This window comes from Arthrobacter senegalensis, from assembly GCF_059091765.1.
In genome coordinates this window covers 33010-51147 of the sequence record NZ_JBNHGZ010000004.1, presented here as the reverse complement: position 1 = coordinate 51147, position 18138 = coordinate 33010, and the positions used below count along the sequence as shown (strand labels likewise).

The following is an 18138-nucleotide window of genomic DNA, read 5'->3' as shown; positions in this document are numbered from 1 at the left end:
CCGATGAGCGAGTCCACCATCACCCAGTTGCGCACGCCGCCGCTGCTTGAACCGGGGACGCTCCGGATCGTTCCGCTCGGCGGGCTCGGGGAAATCGGCCGCAACATGGCGGTCTTCGAGATCGACTCCAGGCTGCTGGTGGTTGACTGCGGCGTGCTGTTCCCGGAAGAGCACCAGCCGGGGGTGGACCTGATCCTGCCGGACTTCTCGTACATCGAGGACCGGCTCGACGACGTCGTCGGGGTGGTCCTGACCCACGGGCACGAAGACCACATCGGCGCGGTCCCGTACCTGCTGCGGATGCGGCAGGACATCCCGCTGATCGGTTCCCAGCTGACCCTGGCCCTGGTCGAGGCGAAGCTGGCCGAGCACCGGATCAAACCGCAGACCCTCACCGTCGCGGAGGGCCAGGTCGAGCAGTTCGGTCCCTTCGAATGCGAATTCGTGGCGGTCAACCACTCGATCCCGGACGCCTTGGCGGTCTTCATCCGCACCGCGGCCGGCACGGTGCTGCACACCGGCGACTTCAAGATGGACCAGTTGCCGCTGGACGGCAGGATCACGGACCTGCGCGCGTTTGCCCGGCTGGGGGAGGAGGGCGTGGATCTCTTCATGGCCGACTCCACGAACGCCGATGTCCCCGGCTTCACCACGGCCGAGAAGGAAATCGGCCCGGTGCTGGAGCGCCTGTTCGGGCAGGTGCAAAAACGCATCATCGTCGCCTCCTTCGCGTCCCACGTGCACCGCGTCCAGCAGGTGCTCGACGCCGCCGCGGCCCACGGCCGGCATGTGGCGTTCGTCGGCCGCTCGATGGTGCGGAACATGGGCATCGCCGCCAAACTGGGCTACCTGAACGTTCCCGAGGGCATCCTCGTGGACCTGAAAAACGTGGAGGACTTCCCGGACGACCGGATCGTGCTGATGTCCACCGGGTCGCAAGGCGAGCCGATGGCGGCGCTGTCGCGGATGGCCAACGGCGACCACCGCGTGCAGGTCGGCGCGGGGGACACAGTGATCCTGGCGTCGTCGTTGATCCCGGGCAACGAGAACGCCGTCTTCCGGGTGATCAACGGCCTGCTCAAGCTTGGCGCCGACGTCATCCACAAGGGCAACGCCAAGGTCCACGTGTCCGGCCACGCCGCGGCCGGGGAACTGCTGTACTGCTACAACATCCTGCGGCCCAAAAACGCCCTCCCGGTGCACGGCGAGACCCGCCACCTGATTGCAAACGGGCGGCTGGCCGAGCAAACCGGCGTGCCCGCCGGGAACGTGCTGCTCGCGGACGACGGATCGGTGATTGACCTGAAGGACGGCACGGCCCGGATTGTCGGCCAGATCGAATGCGGCTACGTGTATGTGGACGGATCCAGCATCGGTGAAATCACCGACGCCGACCTCAAGGACCGCCGGATCCTGGGCGAGGAGGGCTTCATTTCCGTCATCACCGTGGTCAACCGCAGCACCGGCCAGATCGTCTCCGGTCCCGAAATCCATGCGCGCGGGTTCGCCGAGGACGATTCGGTGTTCGACGACATCAAACCCAGGATCATCGCCGCCCTCGAAGAAGCCGTGGTCACCAACATGGACCACACGACCTACCAGCTGCAGCAGGTCGTGCGCCGGGTGATCGGCACGTGGGTGAACAAGCGGCACCGCCGCCGGCCAATGATCGTTCCCGTGGTCCTGGAGGCCTGATCCCGCACCCGGCGCAGCCGATCCGCCGGAGCCAAATCCCGCGGATCACGCCGGGCAGCCGGTAACCTAGCCACTATGGCGACTCGTACTTCCCCTGCCCGAAAAGGCACCCAGCAGTCGCGCGGTAAGGCTACAGGCACCACTGCGCGCTCCTCCTCGGGGCGTTCCAGCAAGACCAAGGTGCTCGAGGTGCAGCCCCAGGAAGAGCAACTGCCGCTGCTGGCCCGGCTGATCCAGGGGCTGTGGATGGCCGTGGCGCGTCCGGTGGCCGCGGGCGTCCGGAAGCTGGGCCCCGATGTGCGGCCCGACCCCGCACTGCGCCGCGACGGCACCGGCTTCTTCCTGCTGCTGCTGGCCGGCTGCGTGGCCACCGTCGAGTGGTGGGCGCTCGACGGCTGGTTCGGAGACGCCGTGCACGCCATGGCCGGCGGGACCTTCGGCTGGATGGCGCTGGTGCTGCCCGTGCTGCTGGTGATCATGGCCGTGCGCCTGATGCGCTGCCCGGAGGACTCTCCCGCCAACAGCCGCATCTCCATCGGCCTTATCCTGGCGCTGGCGTCCGGTTCCGGGCTGGCCCACGTGATCGGCGGCCAGCCCGCCCTCGCCGACGGCTTCGATGCCTTGTGGGCGGCCGGCGGCATGGCCGGGTTCCTGCTTGCCGCGCCGCTTGCAGCGGTCAACACCTGGCTGGCGGTGGCCTTCTACGCACTGCTGGCCTTCACCAGCATCCTGATCGTGACCGCCACGCCGTTCCGCCACATACCCATGCGCCTGCGGATGCTCTACGAACACCTGATGGGCCAGGACCCGTCGGCAGAAGCCGGGTACCGGCCGGCCGCCGACGGGCATGACCAGAGCTACCTCTACGCCGACGACGCCCCGGCCAAGGAACCCAAGCCGCGGCGCAAGCTCTTCGGCAAGCGCAAGGCCGAAGAGACCGACGGCGGCGAGGACGAGGGTTTCTTCTTCGACGAGGCGTTCGAAACACCGGTGATCGAGGCCGGGGAGCCGGAGGAAGAATCCGGAACGGAGCAGGCGGCACCGGCCGTGCCGCCGGGAGTGCGCAGGCCCACCCAGGCCGAGCTCGCCGTCGAAAAAATCAAGCGCAACCAGGGGCTGGTACCGGAAGGCGCCACCGAGGCGCTGCCGGTGCTGCCTGCCGCCGCGCCGGCGGCAGCCGCCCCCATCGTCCCGTCCACCCCGGTCCAGCCGCAGCCGCCGACCACCCCGATCCCGCAGCGCACCGAGCAGTTGCAGCTGGCCGGCGACGTCGCCTACACCCTGCCGCCCTCGGATTTCCTCCCGCCGGGCCCGCCCTCGAAGGAACGCTCGGAGGCCAACGACGCCGTCGTCAAGGCGCTGACCGAGACGCTGGACCAGTTCAAGGTGGACGCGAAGGTCACCGGCTTCTCCCGCGGTCCGACGGTGACCCGCTACGAAATCGAGCTGGCGCCGGGCACCAAGGTCGAACGTGTCACCGCGCTGTCCAAGAACATCTCCTACGCCGTGGCCAGCTCGGACGTGCGCATCCTCTCGCCGATCCCCGGCAAATCGGCCATCGGCATCGAGATCCCGAATACCGACCGCGAAACGGTCTCCCTGGGCGACGTGCTCAGGTCCAACAACGCCCGCAAGACCGAGCACCCGATGGTCATGGGCGTGGGCAAGGACGTGGAGGGCGGCTTCGTGCTGGCCAACCTGGCCAAGATGCCGCACCTGCTCGTCGCCGGCGCTACCGGCGCGGGCAAGTCTTCGTTCGTGAACTCGATGATCACCTCCATTCTGATGCGCTCGACGCCGGACGAGGTGCGGATGGTCATGGTGGACCCCAAGCGCGTGGAACTGACCGCGTACGAGGGCGTGCCGCACCTGATCACGCCGATCATCACCAATCCGAAGAAGGCGGCCGAGGCGCTGCAGTGGGTGGTCCGGGAGATGGACACCCGCTACGACGACCTCGCCAACTTCGGCTACAAGCACATCGATGATTTCAACAAGGCCGTGCGCAACGGGAAGGTTGTGCCGCCGGCCGGGTCCAAGCGCGTGATCAAGCCCTACCCCTATCTGCTGGTGATCGTGGACGAGCTCGCCGACCTGATGATGGTCGCCCCGCGGGACGTCGAGGACTCCATCGTCCGCATCACCCAGCTCGCCCGCGCCGCCGGCATCCACCTGGTGCTGGCCACGCAGCGGCCGTCGGTGGACGTGGTGACCGGCCTGATCAAGGCCAACGTGCCGTCACGGATGGCGTTCGCCACCTCGTCGGTGACCGACTCCCGCGTGGTGCTCGACCAGCCCGGCGCGGAGAAGCTCATCGGCCAGGGCGACGCCTTGTTCCTGCCGATGGGCGCCAACAAGCCCATCCGCGTCCAGGGCGCCTGGGTCTCCGAATCGGAAATCCACAAGGTCGTGGAACACGTCAAGGGACAGCTGCAGGCCGTCTACCGGGACGACGTCGCCGTCGAGGCGCCGAAGAAGCAGATCGACGACGACATCGGTGACGACCTGGACGTGTTGCTGCAGGCGACCGAACTCGTGGTCACCACGCAGTTCGGCTCGACGTCGATGCTGCAGCGGAAGCTGCGCGTGGGCTTCGCCAAGGCCGGCCGCCTGATGGACCTGCTGGAGTCCAGGGGCGTGGTCGGCCCGTCCGAGGGCTCGAAGGCACGCGACGTGCTGGTCAAGCCGGACGACCTGGCCGCGACGCTTGCCGCCATCCGTGGCGATGAGCCGCCGGCGGCCGCCCCGGCCGCGGCGGGCGAGGCCGATCCGCTGACGGAGGCGCTGGCGGAGAACGCCAACGCGAACCACGGCTTCGAGGGCCCGCGTGACCTGGTCGCCGAAGACCTGGACTCCCGGCCGCAGGCGGAGGACTACTACGACGACGACGATTCAGGGTCCGAGGACGCCTGGAGCCTGACCGGGCGCTGAGGCGGGTGTCGCGTGCCCGCCGGCGGCGGCCGAAGGGCCACGGCGGGCGGGTAGCCTTGAAACCGTGACTGATTCAGTGTCCCGCCCCGTGCCCCTGCTCAATATCGCCAACGTCCTCACCACCGTGCGGATCCTGCTGGTCCCGTTTTTCATCTGGTTCCTGCTGGCCGACGCCGGAGCAGGGCAGGTGTTCCGCTGGCTGGCCGTGGCGGTGTTTGCCGTCGCGATCTACACCGACAAGCTTGACGGCGACCTGGCGCGGTCCCGGGGCCTGATCACCAACTTCGGCAAGATAGCCGACCCGATCGCCGACAAACTCCTGATCGGTGCGGCCCTGATCCTCCTGTCGGTGCTGGGCGACCTGCCGTGGTGGATCACCGTCGTCATCCTGGTCCGGGAGCTGGGCATCACCCTGCTGCGTTTCGTTGTCATCCGCTACGGCGTCATGCCGGCCTCGCGCGGCGGCAAGTTGAAGACCGTGCTGCAAACCCTGGCGATCTTCCTGTACCTCCTGCCGCTGGAGGCGTGGCTCGGATCCTGGGCCGTCTGGGTCGCCTTTGCCGTCATGGCGGTCGCCGTCGTCGTCACCGTCGCAACAGGCATCGACTACGTGGTCAAGGCAGTGGCGCTGCGCCGTGCCGCCCTCGCGAAGCCGCAGGGCCGGCCGTGAGCACGTCCGCATCCGTGGTCGTAGGGGCCGCCATCGCCCGGAAGGTGACCTTGGCCACGGCCGAATCACTGACGGCGGGAATGGTGGCGGCGGAACTGGCCACCGTTCCGGGAGCTTCGGGCGCGCTCCGCGGCGGCGTGGTGTCCTACCAGAGCCGGATCAAGACGGCGGTGCTCGGCGTCGACGCGGGCCTGCTCGAGCGCGAGGGCGCGGTCACGGAAGCGGTCGCCTGCCAGATGGCCGACGGCGCCAGGCGCGTGTTGCAGGCTGACATTGCGGTATCCACGACCGGGGTGGCGGGACCGGAACCGCACGGGGGACGGGACGTGGGAACCGTGTGGATCGGCGTAGCCTCTCCGGAGGGCACGCGCGCCGTCGGATACCGTTTCGAGGGGGACCGCGCCCGCATCCGGCGGCTGGCGTGTGACGCGGCCATCGAACAACTGGGCCTCGCGATCGACGCCGCTCCCGGTCCCGCCGGCACCGGAGATTCGGGCCCGGGAACAAAAACTTTGATTCAGTAGTTATCAAAGGGTGTCAGCAACTGTTACGTTGTTGGCCTAGGCTTGGAAGACAGCGGCGCAAGCCGCATACCTCATGAGGGAGCAAGGCGATACAGATGGTAAAGCAGCCCGTGTCCGTAAACGGTGTAGTCCGTTGGCGTGATGTGGGATTGGCCGAAGAACCGCGTACGGAGCAGAAGGAGCGCAAGATGGTGGTGCTACGACACGAGATTGGCGACGTCCTCCGCGATGTCCGGCAGCGTCAGGGACGCACCCTTCGAGAAGTGTCGCACAGCGCCCGCGTCTCCCTCGGATACCTGAGCGAAGTCGAACGCGGCCAGAAGGAAGCATCGTCGGAACTCCTGTCCTCGATCTGCTCTGCCCTGGACGTTCCCCTGTCGCACATGCTCCGCGAAGTCAGCGACCGGGTCGCGGACGCCGAGGGCGTCGTCATTCCCGACACCGTTCCGCAGGAACTGTCCCGGGAGTTTGTCGGGGCCATTCCCGACGAGCTGCCCGACGAGCTGCGCGGGCTGGCTTCCGCCCGCTACTGACCCGAAAACCTGAACCGGCCGGTTCCGCCCCGTGGCGGACCGGCCGGTTTTTGTTGTGCCCGCCGGTGCCACGCCGCGCCTCTCGTCCCGGAGGTTGTGCCGCTAGTGGACGGGCGGCTCGTTGGCGTACGAAGCGTTCAGCCGGTCCAGCAGTTGTCCCAGCGTGGACAGGTCCTCGACGGACCAGTCGCCAAGCCGCTCGTGGAAGGCGACTTTGCGGGCGGCCTGTGCCTCGGCCAGCTTTTCCAGCCCGGCCGGAGTCAAGGTGATGGATTGGGCCCGTCCGTCCAGTGGATCAGCCTCCTTGCCAACCAGTCCCAACTGCTCCAGCATGGCGATCTGGCGGCTCACGGAGGGTTTGCCCACCCCGATGGCGGCCGCCAGTTCGGTCAGGCGCATGGAGCGCTCCCGCTGCAGGATCAACAGCAGTCCGTAAGCGGCAGGTTCCATGTCCGGGTGGACGTTTCGTGCCACCCGGTGCGAATTCGCCCTGGCCCGGCGCCAGAGCAGGCTCAGCTGCCGTTCCAGTGCTTCGATGGCCGCATCGAACCCTGCATCTGCGCTGCCTGTGGCGTGGTCTGTCATGGGCTCATTGTAATGAGCAGCATGCACACGCAGGGCAACGGCGGCCTGACGCGCCGTACCCATATTCCGACGGCGCCGAATCTCCGTCCGGCCCGGTTGAGGCCGGACGGACACGTGAGAAGATGGACGCGTGCGAACCAGTGACTTCTGGCGGTTGATGGACGATGAATTCGGTCCCGCATACTCGCATGTCCTGGCTGCCGACCTGGTGCTGGGTCAACTCGGGGGCCGTACCGCGGCCGAAGCGCTGGCCGCGGGAATCCCGCCCAAAACCGTGTGGCTGGCCCTCTGCGATGTCCAGGACGTTCCGCCCGAGCGGCGCTGGGGCAAGGACCGCGAGCCGCGCGGCTGAACAGACACGCCGCGCCCAACGCCGATATGTTCGAAAGTGTGTTCGGATCCCGCTAAGCTTCTACACAGACCCCCGAGTGGACGGATCATCCACACGCTCCGCTGCCGATCCCATTTTGTCCGAACCGGCGGTTACGGTCGGAAGACGTCAAGACAAAAAATGGCCCGAGGGCCGCAAGAGACTGAGGTGAACAATGGCCGCACCAGCTGACCGCGAGAAGGCACTGGAAGCTGCGCTGGCGCAGATCGACAAGCAGTTCGGCAAGGGGTCGGTGATGCGGCTCGGCGACGACACGCGCGCCCCGATCGAAACGATCTCCACCAGCTCGATCGCCTTGGACGCTGCCCTGGGGATCGGCGGCCTGCCGCGGGGCCGCGTGGTGGAAATCTACGGTCCGGAATCTTCCGGCAAGACCACCGTGGCGCTCCATGCCGTGGCCAGCGCCCAGCGCAACGGCGGCATCGCAGCCTTCATCGACGCCGAGCACGCGCTGGACCCGGAATACGCCAAGAAGCTCGGGGTGGACACCGACGCCCTGCTGGTGTCGCAGCCGGATACCGGCGAGCAGGCCCTGGAAATCATGGACATGCTGATCGGCTCCGGCTCGCTGGACATCATCGTGATCGACTCCGTCGCAGCCCTCGTGCCCCGCGCGGAGATCGAGGGCGAAATGGGCGACAGCCACGTGGGCCTCCAGGCGCGCCTCATGAGCCAGGCCCTGCGAAAGATCACCGGGCGGCTCAACCAGTCCAAGACCACGGCCATCTTCATCAACCAGCTGCGCGAAAAGATCGGCGTGTTCTTCGGCAGCCCGGAGACCACCACCGGCGGTAAGGCGCTGAAGTTCTATGCCTCCGTGCGCATCGACGTGCGCCGCATCGAGACCCTGAAAGACGGCGCCAACCCGGTGGGCAACCGTACCCGCGCCAAGATCGTCAAGAACAAGATGGCTCCGCCCTTCAAGCAGGCCGAGTTCGACATTCTGTACGGTCACGGCATTTCCCGCGAGGGCGGCCTGATCGACATGGGCGTGGAACATGCGCTGGTCAAGAAGTCGGGCGCCTGGTTCACCTACGACGGCGACCAGCTGGGCCAAGGCAAGGAAAACGCCCGCAAGTTCCTGATCGACAACCCGGACCTGGCCGATGAGCTGGAGCGCAAAATCCGGCAGAAGCTCGGGATCGACCCCGTTCCGGACAGCGGAGAAGAAGGCGGACCGAAGCTCAAGGCAGTCGACGGATTCTAGGTGGCCCGCAGGCACGGTCCGGCCGCCGGGCCAACGCCGGGCAGTCCGGCCGACCTGGCGCCCGAGGCGGATCCTCATGCGGTGGCACGCTCGATTGTGCTGGGCGCGCTGACACGGTCCCCGAAAAGCCGCGCGCAGCTGGCCGCAAAGCTGGCTGAGCGCGGCGTCCCGGACGACGTCGCCGAGGCGGTGCTCGACCGATTCGAAGAGGTCAATCTCATTGACGACGCCGGGTTCGCCGAAATGTGGGTGCGCAGCCGCTCCCAGACCCGCTCCTTGGCGCGCGCTGCCCTCAAGCGGGAACTCGGGGAGAAGGGCATTTCCGGCGACATCGCCGAGCAGGCACTTGACCAGCTATCGCCCGACGACGAGCTGGAAGCCGCGCGGGGACTCGTTCGCCGCAAGATCCGTCCCGACTGGGAACTGAACGACAGGTCGGCCAGGGATAAGCATCTGCGGCGGTTGGTTTCGATGCTGGCCCGGAAGGGCTATCCGCCCTCGCTGGCCTACCGGGTCGCCGACGAGGAACTCGGCACCGCCGCCAACCCCGAGTTCTAAGCGGCTCCGTTATGCAATTGAGACTTTCCGCGGTTTGGTCGGTATCATTGTGCGACTGTGAGCCCCTCGCAGAATCAACGACGCAAATCCACCCAGCTACGCAGGATCAACCGCAGGCGGCGCCGCCTCCGGATCGCGGCGGGGTTGACTCTCGGCTCTGTGGCCGCCCTCGGCGCAACCGGGGCAGCGGGCGCCCTCCACAACGGCCATAGCCCGTCCGCAGCGGTGGGATTCATCGCAGCCCCGGTGAAGCAGCTGATGGGGTGGAGCGACCCGGACGAGGGGCAGCGGCCGTTGGCGCGTGCGGCCCAGCGGCAGCAAACGGAGGAAGCGTCCACCGACGCAACCGCTCCGAAGGCCGCCCGGGCTCCGGAGGCGCGCACGGAAGAAAAGGAAACTGCCGCCGCACCGGCGCCCGAAACCCCTGCGGCAGAGCCCGCGGAGAAGGAAGCCTCCGGCCCGACGGATCCGGGGCAACACGGCGACGCCGGAGCGCAGGCGGGCGCGGCACGGGAGGGCGCGGCGACAGACCCAGCCGGTAAGGCAGCTGCCGGACGCACGGCCGAAGAGCAAACCGCACCGGGGGCAAGTGATCAGCAGGCCGCAGCCGGCGCGGCCGAAGAACAGGCACCGGCGGCCGGCGCGGCGGCAGACCAGGGCGGCTCCTCGGCTCCTGCCGAGGCGCCCGCGAACGCCCCGGAGCCAGCCGACACCCACACCGGAGCAGCAAGCCCGGTCCCCGGCTGGGGTGCCGGGGAATTGGCCTGCCTCGAAGAACTCTGGAACCAGGAGTCGGAAGGCAACGCCAGCGTTGAGAAATCGACCGACGGCGGGTATGTTTTCCGGATCCGGCTCGACCGCGGCCTGGATTACATCGAGTCCCGGTACGGTTCGCCGTGCCTGGCCCTGGACTTCCAGCTGGCCAATAACTGGTACTGATTTGCCGGCCGTGCGAATTGTGGCCGGTCCCGCCGCAGGCCGTACCCTTGTAAGGTGAGTTTGACTGCCCCAGCCCCGCCCATCGAGACGCAGCACGAAGCCCGCACCTACCAAGTGCGCACGTTCGGCTGCCAGATGAACGTACACGATTCCGAGCGGCTTGCCGGGCTCCTCGAGGCGGCCGGCATGGTCGAGTCCCAAGGCGGGCAGGCCGACGTCGTGGTGTTCAATACCTGTGCGGTGCGGGAGAACGCCGACAACAAGCTGTACGGCAACCTTGGCCAGCTCGCCCCCGTGAAGGAACGCAACCCCGGCATGCAGATCGCCGTCGGCGGCTGCCTGGCGCAGAAGGACCGGGAGACGATCCTCCGGAAGGCGCCCTGGGTCGACGTCGTGTTCGGCACCCACAACGTGGGTTCGCTTCCCGCCCTGCTGGAACGTGCCCGGCACAACAACGAGGCGCAGCTGGAAATCCTCGAGTCGCTCGATGTCTTCCCCTCGACGCTGCCCACCAAGCGCGACGCGGTGTACTCCGGGTGGGTTTCCATCTCGGTCGGCTGCAACAACACCTGCACGTTCTGCATCGTGCCCTCGCTGCGCGGCAAGGAACGCGACCGCCGGCCGGGGGACATCCTGGCGGAGGTCCAGGCCCTGGTCGACGACGGCGCCATCGAGGTCACCCTGCTGGGGCAGAACGTGAACTCCTACGGCGTTGAATTCGGCGACCGCGGCGCCTTCGCGAAGCTGCTGCGGGCCTGCGGCAGCATTAACGGCCTCGAACGGGTCCGGTTCACCAGCCCGCACCCGGCGGCGTTTACCGATGACGTCATCGAGGCCATGGCCGAAACACCCAACGTCATGCCGCAGCTGCACATGCCGCTGCAGTCCGGGTCGGACAAGGTCCTGAAGGACATGCGCCGGTCCTACCGGTCCACGAAATTCCTCGGCATCCTCGAGAAGGTCCGGGAACGGATTCCGCACGCGGCCATCTCCACCGACATCATCGTCGGATTTCCCGGGGAGACGGAGGAGGACTTCCAAGCCACGCTGGAGGTGGTGGAACGGGCCCGCTTCGCCAGTGCCTTCACCTTCCAGTACTCCAAGCGGCCCGGCACGCCGGCCGCGGAACTGCCGGACCAGCTGCCCAAGGCCGTGGTGCAGGAACGCTACGAGCGCCTGATTGCCCTGCAGGACCGGATTGCCGCCGAAGAGAACGCCAAACAATTGGGCAGCCGGCTCGAGGTCATGGTGACCGCGCAGCAGGGACGCAAGGCGGAAGCGACCCACCGGCTCTCCGGGCGGGCCCGGGATCAGCGGCTGGTGCACTTTTCCGTGCCCGCGGGTGCGCCGGCGCCGCGGCCCGGCGATCTGGTCACGGTGACCGTCACCGAGGCGGCACCGTTCCACCTGATCGCCGACCCGGCATCCGAAGCGGACTACCAGCTGCGCCGCTCGCGCGCCGGGGACGCGTGGGACCGCTCCCAGGCGGATTCCTGTGCGGTACCGGCCGCCGCGGGCAAGCCGTCCCAGGTGTCGCTGGGCATGCCCGCGCTGCCGGGCCGAACCGCCTGACGGCGATGCCGGTCCACCCCCAAGCGCCGCGCGGCCCGGCGGTCATCGCCGTCGTCGGTCCCACCGGCTCCGGAAAATCGGATCTCGCCGTCGCGCTGGCCCGGCGGCTGGGCGGGGAAGTGATCAACGCCGACGCCATGCAGTTTTACCGCGGCATGGACATCGGCACGGCCAAAATCGATCCGGCCGAGCGGCAAGGAATCGAGCACCACCTGCTGGACATCCTCGACGTGACGGAAGAGGCGAGTGTCTCTGCCTACCAACACCAGGCCAGGGAAGCGATCGACGCCGTGCACGGGCGGGGGCGCCGGGCCATCCTCGTCGGTGGTTCCGGACTGTATGTACGGGCCGCCCTGGATGCGATCGAGTTTCCGGGTACCGATCCGGCCCTGCGCCGCGGCCTCGAAGAGGAGCTGGAAAGCCTCGGCCTCGCAGCGATGCGGGAGCGGTTGCGGCAGGTCGACCCGGTGTCCGCCGGGCGGCTGGCCGACGCCCGCCGGGTTATCCGGGCGCTGGAAGTGCGGCAACTGACCGGGCGTCCGTTCAGCTCCTACATGCCGGAGCGGGAGTATGTCCGCCCGACCGTTCAGATCGGCCTCCGGGTGGACCGCGAGCGGCTCAAGCACCGCCTGGCCGGCCGCGTCCATACGATGGTGGAACGCGGGCTGCTGGAGGAAGTCGCGGCACTGGACCGGCAGGGCCTGCGCCAAGGCCGGACTGCCTCGCGCGCGCTCGGCTACGCCCAGTTCCTGAAGGTGGTCGACGGTGAATGGACCCGGGACGAGGCCGCCGAGGACACCATCGCCGCCACCCGCAAGTTCGCCAGGCGCCAGCTGACCTGGTTCCGCGCCGATCCGAGGATTCACTGGCTGGACTGGGAGGATCCGCTGGCGGCGGACAAGGCGGCAGCGCTCATCGCTAAGCTTGAGCCGTGAACAACCCCATGCCTGATCATCTGTCGGCCCTTGCCGGGCTGCCCTTTGCCAAGGGACACGGCACCGGCAACGACTTTGTGCTCATTGCCGATCCCGACGGGGCCAAGCGCCTCGGGGCCGAGGCGGTCGCCGGCCTCTGCCACCGCCACCTCGGCATCGGCGCCGACGGGCTCATCCGTGCGGTCCGGTCCCGGCACCTGCCCGAGGGCCGCGAGCTGCTGGAGAGCGCGCCGGAGGCCGAGTGGTTCATGGACTACTACAACGCCGACGGCTCGACCTCGGAAATGTGCGGCAACGGGGTCCGCGTCTTCGTGCATTTTCTGCTCGCCGAAGGACTCGTCCAGCTGCCGGCCGGTGAGTCGCTGACCATCGGGACCCGGGCGGGAACCAAAACGGTCAGCCGGTCCGCCAACGGCTACGCCGTGGACATGGGGCCGTGGGAGTTCATCTATCCGGCGGAGGCTGCCGCCAGGGCGATGGATTCGACGGTCACCGCAGGCGGCCTCCAGGTGCCGCGGCCGGCACTGTCGGTGAGTCTGGGGAACCCGCACACAGTGGTCGCCCTCGCCGGGCTCGAAGAACTGGCCGCCACCGAGTTGTTCCACGCGCCGGCGGTAGACCCGGTCCCGGAGAACGGAACGAATGTTGAGTTTGTCGTGCCGGCGGAGCCCCTCGTCGCCGACGGCGCCGGGCACATCAGCATGCGCGTGCACGAGCGCGGGGTGGGGGAGACCCAGTCCTGCGGGACCGGCGCCTGCGCTGCCGCCGCCGCCATCCGCTACTGGGCGGGTGCGGGCGCACCCGACGACTGGCAGGTCGGCGTGCCGGGCGGCGTTGTCCGGGTCCGGTTCATCCCTGCGGCCGACGGGCGGGAACATGTGGAGCTGAGCGGCCCCGCCGTGCTCGTGTCCCGAGGCGTGGTGGCCTGACCGAAGCGGCTCAGCCGGCCCGCCGTATGCAGAGCACCCGGAACGTCTTTGCGGTGCTTTCCCGGCTGACCGCGAAATCCGACGGCAGTTCGGCCGCGAGCCAGCGTTGCAGCGAGTCCGATCCCAGGTTCTTCTGGACGACCAGCCAGGCGGTGCCCCCGGGTGCGAGGCGGGGCAGCCACATCAGCAACAGTGCGTGAAGCTCGCTCTTGCCGATCCGAATCGGAGGATTGGACCAGATGGTGTGGAACTGCAGGGCCGGGTCAACGTCTTCCGGGCGGCAGGCACGGACGTTGGCCAGCCCCAGCGACGCGGCGTTGTCGTTGGTCAGGGCGATGCTGCGTTCATTGACATCCACGGCCAGCACCGTGGCATCGGGGGACTTCAGCCCCATGGTGAGCGCGAGCGGTCCCCACCCGCAGCCGACGTCGAGCAGGTTGCCTTCCGGAGCAGGCGGAGGGACCTCGTCCAAAAGCACCGCCGTGCCCTTGTCGAGGCCGTCCGGACTGAAGATGCCTCCAGCTGTTTGCAGCTGCCGCATGCGGCCATCCAGCTCGACGGCGAGGGTGCGGCGAACCTCGGGATTGCCTGGTTGCGCGCTGAAGTAGTGCTCTGTTCCCATAATCGGCCAGATTAGTGCGCCGACCGCGGAATCGGTATCTAGGCCCACCTAAGCAACGTCCGCTCTGATACCGTGGGAGGCATGAAAAACCTGTGATTGCGCCGTAACCTGCTGTCCCCGCTCGTAGCCGGACAGCGCGTGCCGATGGTTGAGGCCTTGACCTCCCCGGCCGCCGGGCAATCACCGTTCCCGAAGGCTCACTCGAGTCCCTTCTGATCCGGTGCCGCAGCCGCCGCAAGGGCTGCGGCGGTCCCCGGCACCCGCTGCTTGCCCTGCCGCCCGGCCGGGCGGCAGCCCCGCCTTTCCCGCCCGGCAGCGCCCGGGCCCATGCCAGGAGGACTTTTGGCGAATCATCCACAAACTGCATCTTCGGGCTCTGCCGGCCGCATCCCGGAGGACTACGATAAGACCACGGACATTTCGAAGGAGAGCATGACCACCAACAACCCCCAGCCGACACCGGAACCGGAAATGACGCCTGACGAGATCCAGGCGGTCATCGACCGAATCCTGGCCCGCGACACCGCGGCGCGAGGCAAACAGGGCGTCGGCGGCAGAGCCCAGGCACTCTCCGAACTTGATGCCGAGCATTCCGAATTCGACGGCGACCAGCAGGACCTCGCGGAACGCCGCGCCCTGCGGCGCGTAGCCGGCCTGTCCACCGAGCTTGAGGACGTCACCGAGGTTGAGTACCGGCAGCTGCGCCTGGAGCGCGTTGTCCTCGCCGGTCTCTGGACCGAAGGCACGGCCGACGACGCCGACAATTCCTTGCGGGAGCTGGCAGCGCTGGCCGAGACAGCCGGCTCCGAGGTGCTGGACGGTATTGTCCAGCGCCGGTTGAAGCCGGATCCGGGGACTTTCCTGGGCTCCGGCAAGGCCCAGGAACTGCGCGACATTGTGATGTCCACCGGCGCCGACACTGTCATTGTCGACGGCGAGCTGTCGCCGTCGCAGCGCCGCGGTTTGGAAGACATCGTGAAGGTCAAGGTCATTGACCGCACCGCGCTCATCCTGGACATTTTCGCGCAGCATGCCAAGAGCCGCGAAGGCAAGGCCCAGGTAGAGCTGGCCCAGCTTGAGTATCTGCTGCCCAGGCTCCGAGGCTGGGGCGAGTCCATGTCCCGGCAGGCCGGCGGCCGGGTGGGGGCGGCCGGCGGCGGCATTGGTTCCCGCGGGCCCGGTGAGACGAAGATCGAGCTGGACCGCCGGCGCATCCGTACCCGGATGGCGAAGCTGCGCCGGGAGATCACCGCCATGAAGCCCGCACGGGAAACCAAGCGCGCCAACCGCCGCCGCAATGCCGTGCCGTCGGTGGCAATCGCCGGCTACACCAATGCCGGCAAGTCGTCGCTGCTCAACCGCCTGACCGATGCGGGTGTGCTGGTCGAGAACGCGCTCTTCGCCACCTTGGATCCGACCGTCCGCCGGGCGGAAACACCGGACGGTATCGGTTACACGCTCGCCGACACGGTAGGGTTCGTCCGGTCGTTGCCGACGCAGCTGGTGGAAGCCTTCCGCTCCACCCTGGAGGAGGTTGCCGACGCCGACGTCATCCTGCACGTCGTCGACGTCTCGCATCCCGACCCGGAGGGCCAGATCGCCGCGGTGCGCGAGGTGCTGACCGAAATCGAAGCACGGCACATTCCGGAAATCGTCGTCTTGAACAAGGCCGATGCCGCCGATCCGTTCGTGGTCGAGCGACTGCGCCAGCGTGAACCGCGGCACGTCGTGGTTTCGGCGCGGACCGGGCAGGGCATCGATGAGCTGCTTCGGCTCGTCAGCGAGACAATCCCGCGGCCCAGTGTGAAGCTGCAGCTGCTGGTGCCCTACGACCGCGGCGAAGTGATTAGCCGCCTGCACAATGAAGACGCCGAGATCCTCTCCATGGAGCATGGCGGGGACGGCACGCGGCTCGACGTGATGGTGCGCGAGGGCCTGGCATCGGAGCTGGAACAGTTCCTCCGGCATGACTGACCTCCAGGTTCCCGCCGGTGAGGCGCTGCGGCTGCTTGACGTCGCCGTACAGGAGATGGGCGGGCAGCACCGTGCCGGCCAGCACGAGATGGCGGCGAAAGTAGCCGAGGCCTTCGAGCGCCGGCAACACCTGCTGGTGCAGGCGGGCACAGGCACCGGCAAGTCGCTGGCCTACTTAGTGCCGCTCATGGTCCAGGCGCTGGAGGGGGAGAAGCCGGCGATCGTCTCCACGGCAACGTTGGCGCTGCAATCGCAGATCGTCAAGCGGGACCTGCCCCGGCTGTTGGAGGCCGTCGCCGACGAGCTGCCCAGGCCGCTGGACGTCGCTTTGCTCAAGGGCAGGAACAATTACCTCTGCCTGCACAAGCTCGCGGGCGGCTTTCCGGACGAGGACGCGCCGGCGGCGCTGTTCAGCCTCGGCGAGGACGCGGTGCCGCATCCTTCTCCGGCCGGCGCAGCGTCGGCTTCCGGCGCCTCGGGCGCGCTGGGCAAGGAAGTCGTGCGCCTGCGCGAGTGGGCGCACGAGACCGAAACCGGGGATCGGGATGAACTGGTGCCCGGTGTCAGCGATCGGGCCTGGCGGCAGGTCTCCGTCGGCTCCATGGAGTGCCTGGGCGCCCAGAAGTGTCCCCTGGCCGCCGAGTGCTTCAGCGAACTGGCACGGGGCCGCGCGGCGGAGGCAGACATCGTGATCACGAACCATGCCATGCTGGCCATCAACGCCTTCGAGGGCGTCGCGGTACTCCCGGACTATGACGTGGTGGTCATCGACGAGGCCCATGAGCTGCAGGACCGCGTCACCAGCGCCGTCGCGGGGCAACTCTCCGCCGCCATGGTGCGTACCGCCGCCTCGACGGCACGCAAACACACGGGGATCAGCGTGGAGCCTTTGAACTCCGCCGCCGATGCGCTGGAGGACGTCCTGCAGTCGGTGCCCACCGGCCTGCTGGCGGCCGGCCTACGCGAGGAGCATGAGCTGGTTCTCGCGCAGGTACGGGAAGCGGCCCGCGCGGCGCTCTCCGACTCGAAGCCCGAGGGTGCGGGGGCAGCGGACGGCGGACGGCAGATGGCGCGCTCACGGCTCGCGGCCGTGCTGGAACTGGCCGAACGGCTGCTGTCCGCTCCGGACTCCCGGGAGGTCATCTGGGCGACCCGTCCCAGCACCTATGGCGAGGCCGGCGACTACGCCGCCAATGACGACCAGCCGGCAACGTTGAACATAGCGCCGCTCTCGGTGGCGTCCCGGCTGCGTGAGGGCTTGTTCGACGACCATACCGTTGTGCTGACATCGGCGACGTTGTCGGTCGGGGGGACCTTCGATGCCGTCGCCGGGTCGCTCGGACTGCTCGGAGCCGGCGCGCCCGCCTATTCCAGCGTGGACGTGGGCAGCCCCTTCGATTACCCCAGGCAGGGCGTGCTCTACGTGGCGTCGCATCTGCCGAAGCCGGGCCGGGGCACCAGCCCGGAACAGCTCGATGAACTCGAGGAGCTGCTGCTGGCCTCGCGCGGCGGCGCCCTGGGCCTGTTCTCCTCGCGGCGTGCGGCAGAAGAAGCCGCGGCCGAGTTGCGCGGGCGCACCGACCTGACCATCCTGTGCCAGGGCGAATCGTCGATGGGCGCGCTGGTCCGCCAATTCGCCGAAGAGCCCGACACCTGCCTGTTCGGCACCATGACGCTCTGGCAGGGCGTCGACGTTCCCGGTTCCGCGTGCCGGCTCGTGGTCATCGACCGGATTCCGTTCCCCCGGCCGGATGACCCGCTCACGACTGCCCGAACCCGGTCCGTGGCGCAGTCCGGGGGAAACGGTTTCATGACGGTCTCGGCGACCCATGCGGCCGTGCGGCTGGCCCAGGGAGCCGGCAGGCTGATCCGCGCGTCAAACGACCGTGGAGTGGTGGCCGTGTTGGACTCCCGGCTGGCGACGGCGCGCTACGGGAGTTTCCTCCGCAGCGCCCTGCCGCCCTTCTGGAGTACCAAGGACGGCGCCACGGCCCGCCAGGTCTTGGAAAGGCTGGCTACGGCCTCAGCCTGAACGGGTTGGGGGCACGCCCGTTCCGGAGCGAGCGGGGCCCT

At 68.3% G+C, this 18138-nt stretch carries 16 protein-coding genes; 14 read left to right on the top strand and 2 right to left on the bottom strand.

Features of this window, described 5'->3' with window-relative positions:
- Positions 1 to 3 precede the first annotated feature (3 nt).
- From AC5RVG_RS13155 to AC5RVG_RS13135, 5 genes are all read left to right on the top strand, one after another.
- Entirely contained in the window at positions 4 to 1695 is a 1692-nt protein-coding gene (locus AC5RVG_RS13155; RefSeq protein WP_494014172.1) for a ribonuclease J, read from the top strand.
- A 75-nt stretch (positions 1696 to 1770) separates the two neighbouring features.
- Positions 1771 to 4626 carry an FtsK/SpoIIIE family DNA translocase gene (locus tag AC5RVG_RS13150; protein ID WP_494014171.1) on the top strand — a complete coding sequence of 952 codons (2856 nt, stop codon included), beginning with the start codon at positions 1771 to 1773 and terminating at the stop codon, positions 4624 to 4626.
- 64 nt (positions 4627 to 4690) lie between these two features.
- Positions 4691 to 5296 carry a CDP-diacylglycerol--glycerol-3-phosphate 3-phosphatidyltransferase gene (gene pgsA / locus AC5RVG_RS13145; RefSeq protein WP_494002402.1) on the top strand — a complete coding sequence of 202 codons (606 nt, stop codon included), beginning with the start codon at positions 4691 to 4693 and terminating at the stop codon, positions 5294 to 5296.
- Positions 5293 to 5820 (top strand): CinA family protein, encoded by a 528-nt coding sequence (locus tag AC5RVG_RS13140; protein WP_494014170.1) that lies wholly within the window; start codon positions 5293 to 5295, stop codon positions 5818 to 5820. The genes pgsA and AC5RVG_RS13140 overlap by 4 nt, the downstream gene beginning before the upstream one ends.
- Before the next feature lie 95 nt (positions 5821 to 5915).
- A complete protein-coding gene (locus AC5RVG_RS13135) occupies positions 5916 to 6353 on the top strand; it encodes a helix-turn-helix domain-containing protein (protein ID WP_493977754.1) in 438 nt (145 codons plus the stop codon).
- A gap of 102 nt (positions 6354 to 6455) precedes the next feature.
- Here AC5RVG_RS13135 and AC5RVG_RS13130 read toward each other — a convergent pair whose 3' ends face one another.
- Positions 6456 to 6938: a MarR family winged helix-turn-helix transcriptional regulator gene (locus AC5RVG_RS13130; RefSeq protein ID WP_493977755.1), complete on the bottom strand. Its 483-nt coding sequence runs from the start codon at positions 6936 to 6938 to the stop codon at positions 6456 to 6458.
- 130 nt (positions 6939 to 7068) lie between these two features.
- On the opposite strand from AC5RVG_RS13130, the gene AC5RVG_RS13125 reads away from it, so the two are divergent.
- The 7 genes from AC5RVG_RS13125 (at position 7069) to dapF (ending at position 13469) form a co-directional block, all read left to right on the top strand.
- Positions 7069 to 7290 carry a DUF3046 domain-containing protein gene (locus AC5RVG_RS13125; RefSeq protein WP_494002400.1) on the top strand — a complete coding sequence of 74 codons (222 nt, stop codon included), beginning with the start codon at positions 7069 to 7071 and terminating at the stop codon, positions 7288 to 7290.
- Positions 7291 to 7483: 193 nt separating this feature from the next.
- Entirely contained in the window at positions 7484 to 8536 is a 1053-nt protein-coding gene (recA, locus tag AC5RVG_RS13120; RefSeq protein WP_494002399.1) for a recombinase RecA, read from the top strand.
- An 81-nt stretch (positions 8537 to 8617) separates the two neighbouring features.
- Positions 8618 to 9094, top strand: coding sequence for a regulatory protein RecX (locus tag AC5RVG_RS13115; RefSeq protein WP_494014169.1), 477 nt, complete (start codon positions 8618 to 8620; stop codon positions 9092 to 9094).
- Positions 9095 to 9151: 57 nt separating this feature from the next.
- Positions 9152 to 10033: a hypothetical protein gene (locus tag AC5RVG_RS13110; RefSeq protein ID WP_494014168.1), complete on the top strand. Its 882-nt coding sequence runs from the start codon at positions 9152 to 9154 to the stop codon at positions 10031 to 10033.
- A 54-nt stretch (positions 10034 to 10087) separates the two neighbouring features.
- Positions 10088 to 11605 (top strand): tRNA (N6-isopentenyl adenosine(37)-C2)-methylthiotransferase MiaB, encoded by a 1518-nt coding sequence (miaB, locus tag AC5RVG_RS13105; protein ID WP_494014167.1) that lies wholly within the window; start codon positions 10088 to 10090, stop codon positions 11603 to 11605.
- 5 nt (positions 11606 to 11610) lie between these two features.
- Positions 11611 to 12540 (top strand): tRNA (adenosine(37)-N6)-dimethylallyltransferase MiaA, encoded by a 930-nt coding sequence (gene miaA / locus AC5RVG_RS13100; protein WP_494014166.1) that lies wholly within the window; start codon positions 11611 to 11613, stop codon positions 12538 to 12540.
- 8 nt (positions 12541 to 12548) lie between these two features.
- A complete protein-coding gene (gene dapF, locus AC5RVG_RS13095) occupies positions 12549 to 13469 on the top strand; it encodes a diaminopimelate epimerase (protein WP_494014382.1) in 921 nt (306 codons plus the stop codon).
- 10 nt (positions 13470 to 13479) lie between these two features.
- Here dapF and AC5RVG_RS13090 read toward each other — a convergent pair whose 3' ends face one another.
- Entirely contained in the window at positions 13480 to 14091 is a 612-nt protein-coding gene (locus AC5RVG_RS13090) for a class I SAM-dependent methyltransferase (protein ID WP_494014165.1), read from the bottom strand.
- A gap of 432 nt (positions 14092 to 14523) precedes the next feature.
- Between AC5RVG_RS13090 and hflX the strand changes: the two genes are divergently transcribed.
- Together hflX and AC5RVG_RS13080 are read left to right on the top strand one after the other, a co-directional pair.
- Positions 14524 to 16065 (top strand): GTPase HflX, encoded by a 1542-nt coding sequence (hflX, locus tag AC5RVG_RS13085; RefSeq protein ID WP_494014164.1) that lies wholly within the window; start codon positions 14524 to 14526, stop codon positions 16063 to 16065.
- On the top strand, positions 16058 to 18097 hold the full coding sequence (locus AC5RVG_RS13080) for an ATP-dependent DNA helicase (protein ID WP_494014163.1): 2040 nt from the start codon (positions 16058 to 16060) through the stop codon (positions 18095 to 18097). Before hflX ends, AC5RVG_RS13080 begins: the two co-directional genes overlap by 8 nt.
- Positions 18098 to 18138: the final 41 nt, after the last annotated feature.